The organism is Okeania hirsuta (assembly GCF_003838195.1).
Classification (GTDB): Bacteria; Cyanobacteriota; Cyanobacteriia; order Cyanobacteriales; family Microcoleaceae; genus Okeania; species Okeania hirsuta.
Window position 1 is genome coordinate 1 of sequence record NZ_RCBY01000149.1, and the last position, 19,877, is coordinate 19,877.

Annotated in this window: 14 protein-coding genes, 1 other RNA gene and 2 pseudogenes; 7 read left to right on the forward strand and 10 right to left on the reverse strand. The window is 36.7% G+C overall.

The window, feature by feature from the left end:
• Positions 1-164 precede the first annotated feature (164 nt).
• Entirely contained in the window at positions 165-344 is a 180-nt protein-coding gene (locus tag D5R40_RS21475; RefSeq protein ID WP_124155179.1) for a hypothetical protein, read from the reverse strand.
• Positions 345-420: 76 nt separating this feature from the next.
• Positions 421-714 (reverse strand): hypothetical protein, encoded by a 294-nt coding sequence (locus D5R40_RS21480; protein ID WP_124155180.1) that lies wholly within the window; start codon positions 712-714, stop codon positions 421-423.
• A 585-nt stretch (positions 715-1,299) separates the two neighbouring features.
• Between D5R40_RS21480 and D5R40_RS21485 the strand changes: the two genes are divergently transcribed.
• Positions 1,300-2,025 (forward strand): DUF8692 domain-containing protein, encoded by a 726-nt coding sequence (locus D5R40_RS21485; protein WP_124143696.1) that lies wholly within the window; start codon positions 1,300-1,302, stop codon positions 2,023-2,025.
• A 106-nt stretch (positions 2,026-2,131) separates the two neighbouring features.
• Here D5R40_RS21485 and D5R40_RS21490 read toward each other — a convergent pair whose 3' ends face one another.
• Entirely contained in the window at positions 2,132-2,548 is a 417-nt protein-coding gene (locus tag D5R40_RS21490) for a CoA-binding protein (protein WP_124155181.1), read from the reverse strand.
• 879 nt (positions 2,549-3,427) lie between these two features.
• Between D5R40_RS21490 and D5R40_RS21495 the strand changes: the two genes are divergently transcribed.
• The 3 genes from D5R40_RS21495 to D5R40_RS21505 all read left to right on the forward strand — a co-directional run bounded on the left by D5R40_RS21495 (position 3,428) and on the right by D5R40_RS21505 (position 6,077).
• Positions 3,428-4,513, forward strand: coding sequence for an alpha-hydroxy acid oxidase (locus tag D5R40_RS21495; RefSeq protein ID WP_124155182.1), 1,086 nt, complete (start codon positions 3,428-3,430; stop codon positions 4,511-4,513).
• A gap of 228 nt (positions 4,514-4,741) precedes the next feature.
• Complete coding sequence (locus tag D5R40_RS21500) at positions 4,742-5,251, forward strand: TM2 domain-containing protein (protein WP_124143693.1); 510 nt, start codon at positions 4,742-4,744, stop codon at positions 5,249-5,251.
• A 427-nt stretch (positions 5,252-5,678) separates the two neighbouring features.
• The gene (locus tag D5R40_RS21505; RefSeq protein ID WP_124143692.1) at positions 5,679-6,077 is read left to right on the forward strand and encodes a nuclear transport factor 2 family protein; all 399 of its coding nucleotides are present in this window, start codon (positions 5,679-5,681) and stop codon (positions 6,075-6,077) included.
• 646 nt (positions 6,078-6,723) lie between these two features.
• Here the strand turns inward: D5R40_RS21505 and D5R40_RS21510 are convergent.
• The 4 genes and pseudogenes from D5R40_RS21510 to D5R40_RS21525 all read right to left on the reverse strand — a co-directional run.
• Positions 6,724-8,217 (reverse strand): M48 family metalloprotease, encoded by a 1,494-nt coding sequence (locus D5R40_RS21510; RefSeq protein ID WP_124155183.1) that lies wholly within the window; start codon positions 8,215-8,217, stop codon positions 6,724-6,726.
• 525 nt (positions 8,218-8,742) lie between these two features.
• A complete protein-coding gene (locus D5R40_RS21515) occupies positions 8,743-9,036 on the reverse strand; it encodes a response regulator (RefSeq protein WP_124155184.1) in 294 nt (97 codons plus the stop codon).
• A gap of 802 nt (positions 9,037-9,838) precedes the next feature.
• Complete coding sequence (bchD, locus tag D5R40_RS21520) at positions 9,839-11,863, reverse strand: magnesium chelatase ATPase subunit D (RefSeq protein WP_124143689.1); 2,025 nt, start codon at positions 11,861-11,863, stop codon at positions 9,839-9,841.
• A 793-nt stretch (positions 11,864-12,656) separates the two neighbouring features.
• Positions 12,657-12,774: pseudogene (locus tag D5R40_RS21525) on the reverse strand (IS200/IS605 family transposase); the annotation flags it as partial.
• 310 nt (positions 12,775-13,084) lie between these two features.
• Here D5R40_RS21525 and D5R40_RS35770 point away from each other — a divergent pair.
• The gene (locus D5R40_RS35770; protein ID WP_161564369.1) at positions 13,085-13,234 is read left to right on the forward strand and encodes a hypothetical protein; all 150 of its coding nucleotides are present in this window, start codon (positions 13,085-13,087) and stop codon (positions 13,232-13,234) included.
• A gap of 334 nt (positions 13,235-13,568) precedes the next feature.
• Positions 13,569-14,391, forward strand: a pseudogene (locus tag D5R40_RS21530) (IS5 family transposase).
• Positions 14,392-14,803: 412 nt separating this feature from the next.
• On the opposite strand, the gene ssrA reads toward D5R40_RS21530, so the two are convergent.
• The 3 genes from ssrA to D5R40_RS41335 form a co-directional block, all read right to left on the reverse strand.
• Positions 14,804-15,198, reverse strand: a transfer-messenger RNA (tmRNA) gene (gene ssrA, locus D5R40_RS21535).
• Positions 15,199-15,894: 696 nt separating this feature from the next.
• Positions 15,895-17,706 carry a serine/threonine protein kinase gene (locus tag D5R40_RS21545; RefSeq protein ID WP_124155186.1) on the reverse strand — a complete coding sequence of 604 codons (1,812 nt, stop codon included), beginning with the start codon at positions 17,704-17,706 and terminating at the stop codon, positions 15,895-15,897.
• Positions 17,707-18,272: 566 nt separating this feature from the next.
• Positions 18,273-18,401: a hypothetical protein gene (locus D5R40_RS41335; RefSeq protein ID WP_282433653.1), complete on the reverse strand. Its 129-nt coding sequence runs from the start codon at positions 18,399-18,401 to the stop codon at positions 18,273-18,275.
• Between the two features lie 26 nt (positions 18,402-18,427).
• Here D5R40_RS41335 and D5R40_RS21550 point away from each other — a divergent pair, with 26 nt between their 5' ends.
• Positions 18,428-19,792 carry a lipid-A-disaccharide synthase-related protein gene (locus D5R40_RS21550; protein ID WP_124143576.1) on the forward strand — a complete coding sequence of 455 codons (1,365 nt, stop codon included), beginning with the start codon at positions 18,428-18,430 and terminating at the stop codon, positions 19,790-19,792.
• Positions 19,793-19,877 lie beyond the last annotated feature (85 nt).

Below are 19,877 nucleotides of genomic sequence, written 5' to 3' on the forward strand. Positions count from 1 at the left end.
TGAGCATGAAGAGCTGAAAACCAGGCACTTTTTTCGACCTCAAAAAGGCACTTGTCTTTATATGTCAATGCTTTTAGATTTAATCAGCAAGCCCTAGTTAAATTCAAAAACTAAACAATTTTGGACTTAAAGATTTATTTAATCTATTGAACTCTGATAAATTATCAGGGTCTTTTTTTTGCAAGTAAATAGCCAATACTAATTAACCCTACTCCCAATATTGTGACTTGATCTATTAGTGTTTGAGAAGTTTCTTGATGAGGATTAAGACTATATTTCCAATTTCCTACCTTTGCCATCATCAAGTCTGTTTGACTGTAGGTGTAAAGAAACTTTAACTCCAAATTACTGTTTTGTAGCAGTAGAATTAGAAGTTTTGTAACTGCTATTGCTTCATTATTAGCTTTCGAGTTAATAACATCACCAATTACAAAACTCCAAATTACTGTTTTGTAGCAGTAGAATTAGAAGTTTTGTAACTGCTATTGCTTCATTATTAGCTTTCGAGTTAATAACATCACCAATTACAATAGTAGGCTCTATTTTAACATCTGTTTGGGTTGCCTGAGCTGTTAAAAAAAATTCTGAGGCATTATTATTAGCTGCCTGTGCTGAATTTATATCGATCGTGCTGTAGCTAAGAATAGTACTAATAATTATAGAGGCTATTTTTATAAATTTTATAAAAGGGTTTCTCATCTCAGTATATTCCACAATACTTAATTAAGATTTTTCACCATAGAGACCTGTTCTAATTAAACTTTTGTGAATTAGTTAAATCACACATCCTTAAATGGATGAAGCTAGAAGAACTTTTTTTCTCAACAGTATTATTACTGATGTGCCACTTTTATAGTATGAGCTTTGTGTCAAGTTGTGTACTAATAGAATAACGGAGAAATAATGATTTAGATCACTGACGAAGTAACTTTTTTATGCGTATATATCCTTAATTAAGGATTTCATTTTTGTAACTTCTAAGTATGTATACACAAATGTGGAGCGTTATATGAAATACTAAAATTTTTGCTACAAATATTTAGGCTGTTTCCAGGAGTCAGGAATCAGAAGTCAGTAGGAATAGCTTATATATAATTTAGTTACAGTCAAGCTCTGTTTTGAGTCAAATCGACATTTCTAGGTAAAGTCTTTTAAGTAGGAAAATTATTCGTAGCATTATTTTTTATATTTCATATATAGGTGGGAAAATTTAGTTGAAGACTGTCTACTTATGTATTGGACATTTGACGCATTCTACATGGGCTACTGATGGTTGAAATACTGAACAGTTTAATCATAATGATAAACCTTAACAATTTTCAGCGTTGGTGTAGCCTAGGCACAGCTATATCGCCATACAAAAAAACTCTAAATTTTCTGCTAGTTGGCTTGATTATTTTTGAATTTTTATTAGTTCTAATTTATCTTGGCAGTATCTTAGTTAGTGGTAAATCCTACCCCCTATTTGACATGAACGGTCAAATGACTATTTCTTCTCTCTTACAAGCATTACATTTATTAATAATTGGATTGATACCTTTAATATTACTTTTCAAAGAATGGCATTCTCACATTCCCCCTTCTAATAGGTTTAAATTAACCTTTGCTATACTCTTAATTTATGGTGCTATTGATGAAGTATTTAAAATTCATCTACAACTAAAAAATTGGATTCCTTGGTTGGGCGAACGTGGTTGGCTGCAAATATATATAGTTCTTTTTATTATGCCTTTGATTGTCTTTTACTCAGACTTGAAATTCTTGTGGCGTTCCTATCGTCGAGAAACTTTTTTAGCATTACTAGGAATGTTGATTTTTGCCATTGGAGGATTTGGAGCTGAACTTTTTAAAGATATTGCTCAACCTTTACTCAGTTTATTATTTACACAAGATTTTTTAATGAGTTTTATTGAAAAAATTCGCATTGCTTTTGAAGAATTTTTTGAACTAATTGGTGAAAATTTAATTGCCTATGGATTTTTACTTTTTCTGGGTAAAAGACTAGTGCCGCTACGCGGAAGTTAAAAGTCAAAAGTTAAAAGTCAATCATTTTTTATTTATAATTGTTTGAGGATTTTGTAACTGGTCAGTTATTTCCGCCATCTTGCACTAGATAAAGATCGGCAAATGATTAGCCAAGAAGTCGTAAATACTCAACCTTAATACAAACATCCATTGCTAAATTTAAACCTGCATCTAATGCTTTATTTGCTGACTGCCAATCTTTAACATCTAGCTGAGTCCAAATAGTTTTGGCATGAATAGCGATCGCTGAGTCTACTATTTCTGGTAAATATTCAGAACGGCGGAAAACATTAACAATGTCTACAGGTTCAGGAATATCTGTTAAAGCAGCATAACTAGGTTGACCATCAATTTCTTTAACTACTGGATTAACAGGATAAACTTTATAACCTACCTCTCGTAAAAATCTAGCAATTTGATAGCTAGTACGAATTGGTTGATCAGAATGACCCACCACAGCAATTACTTGAGAATTTGTTAGTATCTCTCGCTTCAGATGATCGTTAGTATTCAAATTGACCATGATTTTGTTTAATAAGCAATATATTCTAAATAGGACAATATTATGATATAGCAATATAATTTGAGTTGTGAGATATTGGAGAGTTTTAGGGAACAGGGAACAGAGAACAGGGAACAGGGAAGAAAAAACGAATATATATATATATGAAGTAGGATAACTGCTATATTCTATACTTGAAAGGAACACTTCAATTTTCACATCTGATTCCTGATTGCTATATAATATAAATTAATTTTTTATCCAAAATTTATAATATTTTGATAATTAGTTATGACCGAAAAATTATGGTCAATAATCTCCCATTTTAAGGGTATAAAAAAAGAGAATATTCTAGATTTAAAGCCTCTAGTTGAAGCAAGAAATACTGAATTTTGTAGTTCCGATTATAGGAGGATAACTGATAACTGAAATGACGAAATTTAGTAGTGAGTATTCGCGTTAAATTTCTGAAAAACAGCCTTTTTTTTTAATTAGATGCTAGACAAATTTTTATCCTCTACAGCATCAGACCTATAAGCACTATTTAAACTGTTGAAAATTACCATTTTTTTTGCGGGTTTAATACCCCACCGTCAACGAGGGTGCTTAAAATTGCTTGGGGTTATCAGACACGGAGTGGCCGGTCGTTGACTATCCATAAGCAATTTTTCCTTCAGCATAGCTGCCTTCTTCAACATTTAATCATTAGACATCTCCAGAAAAGAAACTTGCTCTTTATTTACTATAAACTAGGGTTGTAAAAGTTACTTACAAAATCATTTTCCGTATTTTTTTCCTAAAAACATCTTCCCTGTTCCCTGTTCCCTGTTCCCTATTCCCTACTGTTACAAAAAGTCTATATCTTTTTCACCAGATGTCTATTACCAATTACCAACAATAATGAACAAACCAATTAATATCTTCGAGTATGGATCTTTGGCAATACAACATTTATCTCAAATGGCACTAGATTATTATGCTAGTGGCGCATGGGATGAAATTACTTTGCAAGATAACCGTACTGCTTATGAACGATATAAATTACGACCTCGAATGTTAGTAAATGTTAGCCAGCGAAATTTAACTACAAAAATCCTGGGACAGCATATTAAAATGCCAATTTTAATTGCCCCTATGGCTTTTCAATGTTTAGCACATCCAGAAGGAGAATTAGCAACAGCAAGAGTAGCAGCAGATTTAGGAACAATAATGGTATTAAGTACCATGTCCACTAAAAATTTAGAAGATGTGGCATTAGCTCCAAATGTGCCAAAAAATTTTTGGTTTCAACTCTATGTACATCGCGACCGCGGTCTAACTCGTGCTTTAGTAGAAAGAGCTGAAGCTGCAGGTTATCAAGCATTATGCTTGACAGTTGATGCGCCAATTTTGGGTAGAAGAGAACGCGATCGCCGAAATAAGTTTACTTTACCATCTGACATGGAATTAGCTAATTTAACGTCGATGGCAAATTTAGAAATTCCTCAAACAGAAGATGAGTCTGGGTTATTTGCTTATGTTGCCAATCAACTAGATCCAGCTCTTACCTGGGGAGATATAGACTGGTTGCAGTCATTGACATCATTACCTATAGTAGTTAAAGGAATTTTGCGGGAAGATGATGCTATTCGAGCTGTAGAACATGGGGCAAAAGGCATTATTGTTTCTAATCATGGAGGTCGGCAGTTAGATGGAGCGATCGCCACTCTTGATGCTCTCCCAGAAGTAGTTGCAGCAGTGGGACATCAAGTTGATGTACTGATGGATGGAGGTATACGCAGGGGTACAGATATTCTCAAAGCATTAGCATTAGGGGCAAAAGCTGTTTTAATTGGGCGTCCGGTTTTGTGGGGACTAGCAGTGGATGGAGAAGCAGGGGCGGGTCATTTGTTGGAGTTATTGCGCGATGAATTAGAAGTGGCAATGGCATTGAGTGGCTGTGCTAAGATAGAAGATATAGATTCTAGTTTAGTTCGTTATATTTAAAATAAAGAAGGAAGAAGGAAGAAGGAAGAAGGAAAAAGTGGATGGGGACTCTAACCCCAACTAATTGTAAACACCGCAAGTGACGGTGGGTATTAAACCTAAAAGAAAAAGATAAAAATTTCAGGTTTATTCATCTAATTGGGTGAAGTTTTCTATAGGTAATAATTCTGTAATTGAGTCAGATATAAAGTTCAAATAAGGTTGTTTATTTAGATGGAAAGTAAAAAAATGAACAAATCTAAAACTATTAATAATCCCAAAGTATATGAAACTAAAAATACAGGTATGGCTTACCTTTTATGGTGTTCTGGTTTTTTAGGTATTTGCGGATTACATAGATTTTATTCTGGGAAATATGTAACTGGTAGTTTGTGGTTAGCTACTGCGGGTTTATTAGGAATTGGTCAATTGTTTGATGTCTTCTTTATTCCTGGAATGGTAGAACAGAAAAATCTCAAAAATTTCAAGAAACAATTAGATTCTGGGGATATATATAATTACTTTTCTCAAGAACAAATAGTGAGAATGTTAGAAACTAATCCCCCAAAATCAGACACACAAATTATTCTTCAACTAGCTAAGGAAAATCCAGATGGAATTTCAATAGCAGATTGTATCATTGCTACAAATAAAACAGTACCAGAAATGAAAGAACTGTTAAAAAAATTATATAAAGAGGGTTTATTAGAAATGGATAATCACCCCGAAACAGGGGCTGTTATTTATAAAGTATTTTAAAATTTTAGATTGTTTAAGTTGAGCTTATTTCTTAAATCTCTAATATGATGTTCCCTTGAATACTTATAAATCAGGGAGTAGGTCATTTCAGTTATCAGTTATCAGTTAGCCTCATAAGGTAAATAACTAACAAGATATCTTTACTTAATACAAATAATTGCTATTATTGTTTTTGGCGTGCGATAAAAGGTTAATCAATTGAGCTATAATTAAACCTTAATATGAAAGTCAGCTTCCTTGACTTTAAACTTTATATTCATTTAAACACTGTCCTTAAGTGGATAGTCTTATTGCTAAGAGCTGACAGCTAATAGCTGTTTGCGCAGCATTCCGCAGGAAATGCTTACATTCCCTATTCCCTGTTCTCTGTTCCCTATTACCTAGCGCGTAGCGCTATATACAAATATAATTGTTGTAAAAATCCACAATGACTCAAACAGAAATAAACACAATTACCGTTGCTAAAAAAGCATTTGATAAATTTACTCATGGTTTAGCAACTGGAGAATGGGAAGCATTTTTGGATATGCTTACTGATGACTTTACCTTTTGGTTTCCCGTAGGAAAATTTCATGGTTTAAACGAAGGAAAAGACCGCGCTAGAGAATTTTTTCAGTATGTTTCTGAAGCTTATAGTGAAGGACTTTCAATTACTTCTTTAGACAATATTACTAGCAACGAAACAACAGTAGTATTTGAATTTCGGGATGAAGGCCCAATGTGGGGAAAAGCTTATAAAAATCGAGTAGCAGTTTCTTTTGATGTCAGAGGAGATAAAATTTGTTCCTACCGAGAATATTTAGGTAGTGATGGTAAGTCGAATTAATTAGCTATAGCAGGGAATAGGGAATAGGGAACAGGGAACAGGCAATAGGCAATAGTGGGAAAAATATTTCCCTGTCTTACAGTTTATTACCAGTCTATGTCCTAACCAACCCATTCTTTGCTATATATAAATATCTCCAGAAAAGGGGGAATAGGGAGCAGGGAACAGAGAGAAATGATATCAAATCCGGTTAAACAGCCATAGAATGGTTAAGTTAGGAGTCCTCAGGAGTCAACCCACCCCTCACCCCTCCCAGGAGGGGAAGTCAGGAGTCAGGAGGAGAAAGAATTACAAAGATGAGGGTAGTTATGACGATTGAAGATTTTTTTATGTCCAATTAAACGGATTTGATATGATTGATAATTTACGGATAATACCATTTTGAAAAAAAGAATATTACAAAACTTCCCCTCCTGGGAGGGGGAGGGGCGAGGGGTGGGTTTACTCCTAAGAAATAGCCTAACTATTTGTAGCAAACATTTATCAAATTGGTATTACAGGAGCAGGACTACCAGAAATTTTACTATTCCCTATTCCCTATTCCCTAGACCTCTTGCAAAAGTTTTAATTAAATCAATTCAAAATAAAGATATGAAATCAACAATTTCATCCCCCTATTCCCTGACTTCTGCAAGAAGTATCCTATCTAAATTTCTGAAAAATCCTTTTTCTTTTCTACTAATAATGCTTTAGCTTTTTCCTTAATTTTGGCATGATATACTACTCCTTCATAAGCATAACGATTATAACCACTATTAACAATTAACTCCTCTAAATAACGTACCCTTTCTGCGGTCTCTGGATGAGTAGATAACCAAGCAATAATACCTCTATCTTCTGTGTCTTCATTCAGAGTATTCATCAAATTTCTTACCCCATCTGCTGCATAATCTGCTGATACTAAAATTCGCGTTCCTAATACATCTGCTTGACGTTCCATTTCTCGACTATAGTTAAGTACAATTAAATTACTAACTACACCACCAGCATAAGGAATATATTGAGTAACGCTACTAATTAAATTACCTTCAGACATTAACTGAAATCCATGAGATAATACAGTATGAGCTAATTCGTGAGCAAGTAAACCTGCTAATTCTGCTTCAGAATTTGTTTTAACTATTGCTCCTAAATTAATAAATATTTGCCCACCAGGTAAAGCAAAAGCATTAAGATTTTCATCATTTATTATATAAAACTGATATTCAAACTCGTTTCTACCAGTCATTTTGGCAAGTTTTTGCCCAATAGTATTGATATATTCAAGAATTGTTTCATCTTCAACCATAGGTAAACTTTTAGTTGCAGATTTTGCTAAACTCTTGCCAATTTTTGATTCTCCTCGAAGCATTAATGCTGTTGTTTGAACTGCATTCATAGCAGCAAATGGATTACCAGTAAGAGCTACTCCTAAAGCGCCAGTAACAACATTAGCAATTGTATTTCCTCTTAATTTTGATTTGAGCTGAGACTGAAATTTTTTTCTATAGGTTTCTGCTAATTGATTAAATTCATCTACTTGGGAATGTTCGGGATTCATTAAAGCAAATTGTTGAGCAGATAAAGTTGCTTCTAACCATTTTTCTTCATTTGCTAGGGCAGTAATTTGAGCTTTCATTAATTCCGGTTCGTTGGGATATAAACTCGCTGCTTGATGTAATATTTCTAAGGATAATTCTGTTTGTTCATCAGCTTTTAATACTTCTGCAAGTTTAATATGAGCTGGAATAAATTCAGGATATTCTTTGACTAATAATTTTAAAGCTATAAATATTTGAGTCTCTAGATTTTTAGCTAATCCTTCCTGTGCTTGTCGCCAATAAACTTGAGCTGTTACTGGTAATTCTCTGGGTTCATAAATTGGTTTAGGGCGATTAATTTTAGCTTCAATATCTTCAGAAAATGGTTCTTTTACTTCTCGGTAAAGTTTTTCAGCTGCTGTTTTTTCTCCTGATAAATAAAGTCGGTCTGCTTCAGCTAATTTTTGTTCTGGTGTTTCTGGCCGAAAATTAGTAGGAAATATTTTTGCTGACGGAGGTTTTTGAGGTTGATTTTCTAGAGTATTTGTTTCTGCTAAAGCTAAGTTTTGCAGGGAAAGTAAGCTGATTATAATTGTGAAATAATTTATAAAAATTTTCATAGTGTTATTTGATATTAAATCTGGTTAAACAGTTATAGATTGGTTAAGTCTTTAGGAGTCAGTCCTCAGGAGTCAGGAGGAAAGAGAATCACAAAGATGAGTATAGTTATGACGATTCGATAATTTTTTATGTCTAATTAAACGGATTTGATATGAGTAAAGAATTTTGTCTATATAGCAGAAGGAAGAAGGCTTTAGTTATCTAGGAGAGAAGTAAGAAGCAAGAACTAAGAAGGCTTTAGTTATCTAGGAGAGAAGGAATAAGGAAAAATCTTGTTTTGTCTGAGTTTGAAGCTTTTGATCTGTCAAATACAGTAATGGCGACTGCGATAACAGAGAATAGGAAATAAGGAGTGGGAAGATGGTAAATTAGGAATAATATTATGTCCGTTTAATTAGTGATAAAAAACTTCCTTCTTCTTCTTCTTCCCTCCTGACTCCTGACTACTTCTTCAATCAATACTGGCTATTTTTTCAATAAACTTTTTACAGTCTCTAAGACCTTTTCTTCAACATAAGGTTTTGTCATATAAGCACAATTTTAACTAATTGTTCAATTGCTACACCCATTCTGGATGTACCACGAGAAGTCATAAAAACTATTGGTAAATTTTGTAACTTAGAATCTTTTCTAATTTTCAAAGCTAACTCTTGACCATTCATCCTCGGCATTTCTATATTTAATGAAATCAAGTCAACGTGTAAATTATTTTGCAATTTCTTCCAAACTTCTAACCCATCTTTTGCTACTTCTACCTGATAGCCAGCTTTGATAAAAGTCATACTCAAAAGTTGACGAACAGTAATAGAATTATCCACTATTAGAATAGTTTTGAACTTCACATATCTGTTGAAAATATTATTGATTGTTTCTAAAACTGTTTTCTCAGTAAAAGGCTTATATCATGTTCCCCCTCCGGGGGAGCTACGCTAACGGTTGAATACTTATAAATAAATGTTGTGAGTCCTCAGGAGTCAGAAGGACCGAGTCAGGAGGAAATATTGGAGAAAAAGAGGAAATATTGGAGAAAAGTAAAGACAATTTCAGTATTTATTTGATACCGTCGGTACTGTCAGTCCTTAAATTTTATTTATAACTGACCCGTCCGAACATGATATTAGTTAGATAACCACAATAATTAAATTCTTCCTGAACTTTTTTCTGCTTATTTCAGATGACTAGAGATAGCTAATTTATTATGGCTAATTAATGAGACTTGATATTAGAAGTGAAATTAGAAATCTCCATTGAAGAAGGAGACAGGAGACAGGAGACAGGAGACAGGAGGAAAATTACATGGGGATTCGCTCCCCCAAGTAATGCGTGAACACCCCCGTTGACGGTGGGGTATTAAACCCACAAAGAAAATGATAATAAAAAGTCAAATCAATTATCCCACTCTTATTCATCAATTCTTTCTCCCTGCTCCCTGCTCCCTACTCCCTACTCTCTCTTTTGTGGAGATGTCTATTCATCGGGAGTAAAATTAAGAGGCTGTTTGTCAACAAAAGTTAAAGATAGGGTGTGTGATCAAATAGGGGAAAAAGGTTGAAATTTGCCCCCATCTCCCTATCTCCCCATCTCCCCATCTCCCCATCTCCCCAAACTCCCTACTCCCTTTCAACCAATAGCATCCTTGAGAGCATTCTGAGTCATAGCCGCGATCGCTTGTTCTGTCGCCTTAGGTAAATGATAATACTTACCCCCTGCTTGCTTCGCCAACTCCTTGGCAAACCCAGTCGAAACAAACTTATTCTCAGTATCAATCATCAACAACTGAATCCCCAAACCCCGAACTTTAGCAGCAATTTCCAACAACTCCTCCTTAATATTCGGTTTCTCATCATCCAATATCGGTTCACCCAACGAACGCGCCAACGGAATATTACCCCGTCCGTCCGTAATAGCCACAATTACCACCTGCCCAACATCACCAGACTGCTTGGCATTCACACCCACTCTCACCGCCTGAGTCAAACCATGCGCCAAAGGCGAACCCCCACCACAAGGCATCTTTTCCAAACGTCGTCGTGCTGTAGTTATCGAACGAGTAGGCGGTAACAAAACCTCCGCTTGTTCCCCCCGAAAAGGAATCAACGACACTTGGTCACGACTCTGATAAGCCTCCGTCAACAACTGCATCACCGCTCCCTTCGCCGACTGCATCCTATTTAACGCCATCGAACCCGAAGCATCAACCACAAACACCACCAAAGCACCAGCCTTTCTTGCCAAACGCTTTGCCCGCATATCAATAGGTTCCACAATCACTTTACGATTTGGCTGACGTTCGCGACGAGACTTCTGATAAGGAGCAGCAGCTCGCAAAGTCGCATCAACCGCAATACGTCTCACCTTACCCTTGGGCAACATTGGCTTCACATAACGCCCCCGGTCTTCAGAAAAAATCACACTCCGACTACCAGACTTACCTTGACGGTTTGCTGTTTGGGCAAACATTAGCACACTATCATCTAATACCACTCCCTCCGGGTCAAACAAAAATTCTTCAGGAATACTGGCCTCTTCTTCCTCTGGAGGTTCCGGGTTTTCCTCATCCTCATCCTCATCCTCCTCTTCTTCCTCTTGAGACTGGTCTTCTGGTGGGGGTGGTGGTGGAGGTGGCGGTTGTTGTTCCTCTTCTGGAGGGGTTGGCACTATTGTTGCTCGTGGCACAATAACTAACTCCACGGCCCGACGCAAGTCATCAGCATTAATTGTTGTCCTTCCATCCAGTGCTGCTGATGCTTTGGCTACTCGCACGGCAAAAAGTTCTGCCCTATGTCCTTGTACGCCTCCACGAATTGCTTCTTCTACTAAATATTGGATTTGTTCGTTAGTAATGGTGACATCTTTTATCCACTCCCTAGCCAAAAGAATCTGAGTTTTGAGATTATCTATATCTTCTGCATATTGTTCGAGAAAAGCTTGGGGAGATTTAGCATAAGCTAATGCTTGTTCTACTGCCTCCACTCGTTGGTCTAAATCTAAAACCATATCTGCTGAGAGGGCGATCGCTATTCTATCCAGCAAATGTTCTCGCAGTGGCCCTTCTTCTGGATTATAAGTAGCAATAAATAGAGGTTTACAAGGATGTTGAAAACTAATACCCTCCCGTTCTATTTGATTTCGTCCTTCTGTGAGAACTGTGAGCAATAAGTTGGCAATATTGTCGTCCAGCAGATTAATTTCGTCTACATATAATACTCCTCGGTGAGCTGATGCTAATAATCCTGGTTGAAAAACTGTTTCTCCCTGTCTGACTGATTTTTCTACATCTACAGAACCTAATAACCGATCCTCTGTTACTCCTAGAGGGACTTGAATAAAAGGTGCAGGTATAACTTCAGTAGGAATTTCTACTGATGTGGGGTCGGCATACTGCTCTAATAGTTGGTCGTCCCATTCTTCGGGATAGTTAGGATTACAGTTACTAATGGAATTTTGAACAATTTCAATGGGAGGTAGGAGTGAATGTAGCGCTCTGGCCATTACCGATTTGGCAGTACCACGACGGCCAGCAATGGCAACTCCTCCTAATCCTGGATCGACAGCGGTTAACAATAGGGCTAGTTTGATTGCTTCTTGTCCGACTACGGCAGCTAGAGGAAAGTTGATGATGGCGGGAGGGTTTACTACAGGCATAGTTTAAATAGTTTTACTCTTGGTTTTTAGGATATCAAAATAATGGGACATATTTTTCGATCGAGGTTGGCGATCGCGGTAGCGATGCGGAGGATTATTGCTTCAAATGCCAATCCTTATATATATTCTTATTTTAAAGTTACACTTTAATTCAAATATATAGTTGTACATTTGATTTTTTTACTACTGCAAAATAACTTTTAACTAACATTATTAATATTTATATGTAGCATAAGTAATAAAAATATTAAAGTGAGGGGTTTCACCCCTTAGAAAGGTTATACTACGTTTAGTAGATGCACCCTGATAGTTATCTGTCCCTTTGCCAATGTTGACAAAGGGGCTTTTTTTTTATGTATGTGGGTGCTGAGTTTAATGAAACTTATGCTTTGTTTAATTTATGATATTTTTTTTTAATTACTCAAGTAGTGGGGTTTACCCCTTGCGGGTGTTATACTACGTTTAGTAGATGCACCCTGATAGTTATTTGTCCCTTTGTCAATGTTGACCAAGGGGCTTTTATTTTTTAGATTAGCTATTGAAGAAGGAGGAAGGAAGAAAAAATAGATGGGTACTCAAACCCCAACCAATTGTAAACACCGTGTAGACAGCGGAGTATTAAACTCAAAAAAAAGATAATAAAGTTTTTGCTACATATCCCCTCATTTTTAAGTAGTCAGTAGTTTTTTTTGAGGAGTTAGTCAGTCTAGATAGGATTGATGAACACGGAGGAAGTTCGAGAGTTTGGTAACGCCGTCAATTTAGGCGCGGGGTAGAAAAACGAAAGGCGGTTTCAACCCCCCTGATGAGGGTCGTTGATGTATTCCAAAATCAACGGCTATCCTGACTTTTCCAGTAGTATCATCAAAATAGCTGTGAGTCCATAAACTAGGCAGCTTGCTTGAAGAAGGAGACAGGAGACAGGAGACAGGAGACAGGAGGAAAATTACATGGGGATAGTCAACGACCTGCCGCTCCGCGTCTACGCTCCCCCAAGTAATGCGTGAACACCCCCGTTGACGGTGGGGTATTAAACCCACAAAGAAAATGATAATTCAGGAAACTCTTGTCGCAACAATCGAGAAGACCTGCCTTTTAAAGCTTTGAATATTAGCTACTTTAAAAGAAAATAAACCACAAGATTTTGGGTCTAAACGTTTAGCTAAAATTACTGAAAAACGTAATCGTCAGATAGGTGATGCTGTTAACAAAACAGCAATATTGGTGATTAATCATTGTCTTAAACATGAAATTGCTACAGTCGTTTTTGGTTGGAATAAAGAGCAAAAAGAGTCAATTGAATTGGGAACTAAAACCAATCAAAAGTTTGTACAAATTCCTACTCCTAGACTCAAAGAAAGAATCGAGTAACTTTGCAACTTATATGGGTTGCAATTTGTAGAACAATCAGGAGTCTTATACCTAGCAATCATCGTTTTTAGACAATGATGTTCTCCCAAAATATGGTGAAAAACCCGATAACTGGGAACCATCAGGAAAGTGTATTAGGGGAGATTTATCATTTTCTTTGTGGGTTTAATACCCCACCGTCTACACGGTGTTCAAAATTACTTGGGGGAGCGAATCCCCATGTAATTTTCCTCCTGTCTCCTGTCTCCTGTCTCCTGTCTCCTTCTTCAAATCAATGAAAACTTATTGTATAATTATTAAAGACAATTATTTAGCAAATTAAATTAATTTAATCGTGAAATATTGGCAAGCCAAAAAGTTACCATCAACAGAATTTAAGCGTTTGACAGGAGAAAAAAACTTTTAGAGTAATGGTTAGTACTGTAAAAACTCAAGAAAAATAAAAAAAGAAATCAGGACAAAAGCCAAAATTAATAGTTGAAGACCAAATTTTAATGACTCTTCAATATTTGAGAAAATATAGAACTTATTATCATATTGGATTGGAATGGAAAATGTCTGAATCTAATGTCTGTCGTATTGTTCATAAAATTGAAAATATCTTAATTAAATCTCGTCAATTTCGGCTGCCTGGAAAAAAAAGAATTATGGCAAACTCATGCTGAAGAAGAACTGGTAGTGATGGATTTCATGGAAAGTAAAATTGAAAGACCTAAAAAACCGGCAAAAACAGTTTTACAGTGGAAAACAAAGATAACATACACTAAAAACACGATTAGTAATTCAACAAAAAAATGAAAAAATCTTATGTTTAGTCAATGGAAAAGGTATAACTCATGATTTTAAACTATTTAAAAATAGTGGCGTTAAATTTGGGAATTTAATTAAAGTTATCGCTGATAAAGGCGATCAAGGAATAGGTGAAATTTATCAATTAAGTCAAACACCACTCAAGAAAAAGAAAGGGAAGAAGTTAACTTTCATAATAGAAAAAATATAATCGGCAACTGAATCAATTAAGAATTATAGTAGAACATATTAATAGACGACTAAAAATCTTGAAAATTCTCTCTTATCCTTACCGAAATCGTGGTAAAAGATTTGGACTAAGAGTGAACTTAATAGCTGGTATTTATAATTATGATTTAGCTAATTAAGTTTGAATTTTAATTTATTAAATATCTAGTAAATTGAACTTTTAATCATTAGCTGAACTTATTTATTTTGGCGATTTTTAATGATTTTGGTTTGTGGCGATCGCCTGTTATTAATTATTCAAAAAAATTGATAAATTCTGGATATCTTATCAAGCAAACTTAGACTAAAAAACAGAAATATACTACAGCACAGTATATTTTTACAATAAGTCTATTAATTTAGTATAGCACACAATCTGTGAAAACCGCAACATTGATTGGTTTTCCCATTCCTCCGCTCCCGCCTTCAGGAGAGTGCGGGTCTTCAACCAACCTTGAGATCAAATACTATTCTTGATTGATTGGCTAAAAAAACCGCTCTATGCTCAAAAAGCAAAAAACGGCTTTAATACGATGGTTATTTTTAATTATTTAATGGAGCATATGGGAGTTGAACCCATGTCCAAAATGGCTATTTACTCTTCGCTCATTCACAGGTTTAGCTCTTGTTAACCCTCAGAGCTGGGACCATCCATTATCCCGGATGGCGGGATTCTCTAGTAAGGTCTTAACCAGTAGCTGACCAGAGGCAGTTTACTAGTGCATCCGTTGGGGTTAAGTCTGCAATCCTTAACGGAGTCAAACCACAGACGCTCGAACCTATAAGAGGTATTTTCGCAATTAAGCTACAGCTACTTGCTTACGAGCAAAAGGTACAATGTTGTTTGCACTTATTATTTTTTGAGCCCGGTATTTGCGAGAGAAGACTCACTCTCGACCTGAATCACAAAGTAGATTTCACCACCCTGTCGAAACCGTTAATGCCCCGTGTTATTCTTTTTATTTTACACATTTATTTGAATTTTGACAACTGTTGAACTTAGTAGTCAGGAGTCAGGAGTTAGGAGTCAGGAGTCAGGATTTGAATAAGGCAGAAGGCAGAAGGCAGGAGTCATATAGAATCCGGTTATATAATATGTTGTGTTTATAATCCAATACGGTTTCCTACGGAATGCTGCCCAAACAGATAAGACCAAAACTCATAAGGTATGGAACCATTAGATAAGCTTTTGAGATTACAGAACTGCCCAAAAAAATCCTTAACTCAACTGTATTGGTTTATAGAACCCATTTGAGGTCTATATAATTATGGTAGTCAAGTCTTTTCGCGCATCAATGAGTGAGGAACAATCATCAGCAAGGAGTGTTGAATTTTTTATATTATTTCTCCCCACATCTACCCTCTTACCTCTTACCTCTTACCTCTTACCTCTTACCTCCTGTCTCCTGTCTCCTGCTTCCTGTTTCCTGTCTCCTGTCTCCTGTCTCCTAGCTCAAAAAAACTTAATATTTATGAAGATACGCTTAGGGGTTCTATAATCAATAGACATCTCTAGAAAAGAGGGAACAGGAAACAGGGAACAGGGGGGAATAATTGATAATGTATAGATAATAATTGATTTTATTTTTGATTTTTGGAGATTTCTAATAATTACTTCAATCTCCCCTACTCCCTACTCCCTCTTAATGTAAATCATCTTCCCAAACACCGATATAGACAAGATCATTCCTACTACGCTCAATTAAACCTTCGAGATTACCTGTTTTAAACTCATAGCGATTAATTTTACGGTTTCGCACATCCTGTAATCCTTGCTTGATTTCTGGAGTAATTCTCCAATTCAACATACTAATGAAAGCGGTTCTTACCATTAGGTCATCTATACCATCTGCCACAGACAACTCAGTTTGTCGCAAGCGACGAGAATCTCGATCATATATATAGCCTAAAGTAATTTGATTAGGAAGTAAATCATAAATTACAGCCCTAGTATTAGGCCAATAGCCACGCTCTTTAACTGTTGTAGGTTTTCCCAATAATTCTATTACTTTACTTTCTAATGTGCCTGGGGGTAAGCCACGAATAATCGGCAACCGATCCCTAATAGTAGAATTATCAATAGGATCGGAAGGAATATTATCTGGCAATATTAAATCTATAGGTATCTCAGGACCTGAATCTTGGGGAGGTTGAACCGGAGTTGGAGTTGGAGTTGGAGTTAAAGTTGGAGTACGCTCAACCGTAGGTGGTATAGGTGTAGGTTTTTCTACTGGAGGTGAAGGAGTAGGGGTTGGTCTGACTATAGCAGGAACAGGAGATGGTGATGGTGATGGTGATGGGGTAGGAGTAAAATTGGGCAATTGCTCCATATCATTAGGTTGTGGAGATGGTGTAGGAGTTGTAGTTGGTTTTGATATAGGAGTTTGAGCAATATCTGATGGTCTAACGGTGGGAGATGGTGTAGGAGTTTGAACGATAGGTGGTGTCTCAGGGGGCTGAGAATTTAACACTATTGCTGCTAATGTTCCTACTGTTAGGGTAGCGATCGATCCGAGTATACCCCACATCAATATTCCTTTAGGTCTTTGTATAGGAGGAATATTTGTAGTAGCAATTTTTCCATTTCCCACATTATGAGCTGGATGCTGTTGAGGTACAACCTGGATAGTTGAATGTAAATCAGTTGTGCTAGAATTTGATAAATCTTTTAGCCATTCCTCCACAGTTGCAGGTCGGTATTGAATATCCATTGCCATACCTTTTAGCACTGCTTGATTAACAGTACCACTAAGTTGAGGCTGTAACTCTCTGGGAGTAGGCATTTCTTGTTGCGCTCTGTTCATTGCTGCTATTGGCAGTCGTGCTGTTAATAAAGTATAGAGAGTTGCAGCTAAACCATATACATCTGTTGCTGCGGTACGTTTTCCTTGAACAAAATACTGTTCTGGAGGAGCATAACCATCAGAAACCAAATTAGTGTGAACCTGAGTTTTACCAGCAATAAATTCCCGCGCAATACCAAAGTCAATTAAGATGACATCCTTAGTACCCTGACGTAGCATAATATTTTGGGGTTTAACATCTCGGTGGAGTAAGTTATTTTGATGCACCACCATCAAAGCATTTCCTACTTGACGAATATAATGCACGGCGATCGCCTCTGGTAGAGGTTGTCCACTATATATAACTTCTGCCAAAGTTGTACCCGGAATATAGTCCATCACCATGTAAGGTTGACCATCTTCCACAAAAAAATCACTGACTCTGACAATATTAGGGTGGACACACAAAGCGAGTCTTCTTGCCTCATCCTGAAACTTCCTTTGAAATTCTTCAAAGTTGGGATGTTGACGTAGAGACTCATTGAGAGTCTTAATAACTACGGGTTGTCCTAAATAATTATGAGTAGCTTTGATAGTAATACCAAAACCCCCCCTTCCTAATTCTTGTTCTAATGTATATTTGTCCCCTTGTAAGTTTCTCAATATATTCATTATTTATTTCCCAATTTCTCTAGATCTTAGTGAATTACAGTAGTTTTTATTTTAAGTAGGGACATTCCATGGAACATCCTGAGGAGGGTTGTGGTACGCGAGTATGTGGTTTATCTATCAAGACTTACGCACCTGCAACGTATTCTCGTCATTGTGATCGATAAAAAAGCCATCTCAAATCCTAATTTTTCCTACCTCATCCGTAAGTCCTGTCTATCTTAAACTATAAGCTAGTGAAATTCAGGAGTTTAACTTTAGACAGTAGTCAGAATTTTCTCCTGACTTCTGAGAAGATGACTCCTTCTGCTGAATGCTAATAGATATGCTAAATAGTATCCTAACTTCTACTACTTCTCAGGGTGTTTCAATTACGAACTATTAGTTTTAATTTTGGGCGTTAGTGATTTGAGGTATGATATCATGTTTAGTAGTCCATTTCATTAGTTCTAAAGGGTTGCAAATTGCCACAATGACTTATTTTTCATAATTTGGAGAATTCACTTACTCATCAAAATTAATGAAATAGACCACTAGATAAGAGCGCGAACAAAAAACTTTCTCTTCTACTACTCTTTCTTCTTATTTCTTCCCTCCTGACTCGGTCCTCCCCCTCCCCTCCTGGGAGGGGTTAGGGGTGGGTTGGGAGGGGTTAGGGGTGGGTTAACTCCTAAAAAATTAAGATTAATATCATACACTAATTCAGCAACGCCGAATTTTAATTATGACTTTGAAGATACTTTGCCTTAGTAATGGTCATGGGGAAGATGCGATCGCAGTTCAAATTTTACAAGAATTACAAAAATATCCTCTTCCTCCTAGTCTTGCTGCCTTGCCTATAGTTGGAGAAGGATACGCTTATACCAAAATACCTCGTCTCTCAATTATTGGTCCCCGACAAAGAATGCCTTCTGGTGGATTTATCTATATGGATGGGCAACAGTTATGGCAAGATGTCAAAGGTGGTTTATTAAAAATGACTTTTGTTCAACTCAAAGCATTAAAATATTGGGTAAGTTCCGAAACTCAATTAGGTCATCAAGTAGTTATCTTTGCAGTTGGTGATATTGTACCTTTATTATTTGCTTGGTTGAGTGGAGCACCTTATGCTTTTTTAGGAACTGCTAAATCAGAATATTTGATCCGAGATGAAACTGGGAAACTTCCGTCCAAGTCTTGGGTAGAAAGTTTTCAGCATTGGTCAGGTTCGGTTTACTTTCCTTGGGAATGTTGGTTAATGAGTAGGAGTAAGTGTAGAGCGGTACTTACTAGAGACGATCTAACAGCACAAATACTCAGAAAAAAGTCAATTCGAGCTTATTATGTGGGAAACCCGATGATGGATGGTGTAGAGTTGGAAAATTCTCTGCTGTCAATGTATCGCTCTGATGCAGAAATACTAGGAATGCAGCATCAAGTTACGATTACTTTATTACCTGGGTCTCGTTCTCCAGAAGCTTATGCGAATTGGGAAATTATTATTCAAGCGGTTGTAGGGTTAGTAGAAACTTTTCCACAGCAAAAATTTTTGTTTCTGGGGGCGATCGCTCCTAACTTAAGCTTAGAACCTTTTATTACACTCCTCAATTCTTATCATTGGCAGACTGAACGAGAGATTAGAACTAATACTCAGAACAGTATTTTACAACTGCCAGTTGATCGTCCTGTACCAACCTTTTTTTCTGGAGAGGGAAGTATTCAGTTTCCTGTGAAATTAACTTCTCAGAATAAAAATGCTAGTCTGATTTTAGACCGACAAGCTTTTCCAGAATTTGTGCATCGGGGAAATTTAGCTATTGCTATGGCAGGTACTGCTACGGAACAGTTTGTTGGTCTGGGGAAACCAGCGATCGCTATTTCTGGCAATGGCCCTCAATTTACATCTACTTTTGCGGAAGCTCAAAGTCGTCTTTTAGGAATTTCTGTGACTTTGGTCAAGCACCCCAGAGAAGTTGTAGATGCGGTTAAGTCTCTGTTGAACGATCCAGACCGACTACAATTAATTGCTAAAAATGGGATTCAGAGAATGGGTAAACCGGGTGCAGCTCAGAGAATTGCTGATTTTTTAATGGGGTTGAAATGGATGTAGGCAAAAGTTATAGCGCTGCGCGCAGGCAACAGGCAACAGCGGTGCGACCCCGCGACGACGCCAGTCGCAAGGGAATGCGCACCAA

Coding starts and splice junctions, on each gene's coding strand:
- D5R40_RS21510 (WP_124155183.1), bottom strand. CDS start 8,217: ATGAAAATTTTTATAAATTATTTCACAATTATAATCAGCTTACTTTCC.
- bchD (WP_124143689.1), bottom strand. CDS start 11,863: ATGCCTGTAGTAAACCCTCCCGCCATCATCAACTTTCCTCTAGCTGCC.
- D5R40_RS21490 (WP_124155181.1), bottom strand. CDS start 2,548: ATGGTCAATTTGAATACTAACGATCATCTGAAGCGAGAGATACTAACA.
- D5R40_RS21545 (WP_124155186.1), bottom strand. CDS start 17,706: ATGAATATATTGAGAAACTTACAAGGGGACAAATATACATTAGAACAA.
- D5R40_RS21550 (WP_124143576.1), top strand. CDS start 18,428: ATGACTTTGAAGATACTTTGCCTTAGTAATGGTCATGGGGAAGATGCG.
- D5R40_RS21495 (WP_124155182.1), top strand. CDS start 3,428: ATGAACAAACCAATTAATATCTTCGAGTATGGATCTTTGGCAATACAA.
- D5R40_RS21505 (WP_124143692.1), top strand. CDS start 5,679: ATGACTCAAACAGAAATAAACACAATTACCGTTGCTAAAAAAGCATTT.
- D5R40_RS21500 (WP_124143693.1), top strand. CDS start 4,742: ATGAACAAATCTAAAACTATTAATAATCCCAAAGTATATGAAACTAAA.
- D5R40_RS21485 (WP_124143696.1), top strand. CDS start 1,300: ATGATAAACCTTAACAATTTTCAGCGTTGGTGTAGCCTAGGCACAGCT.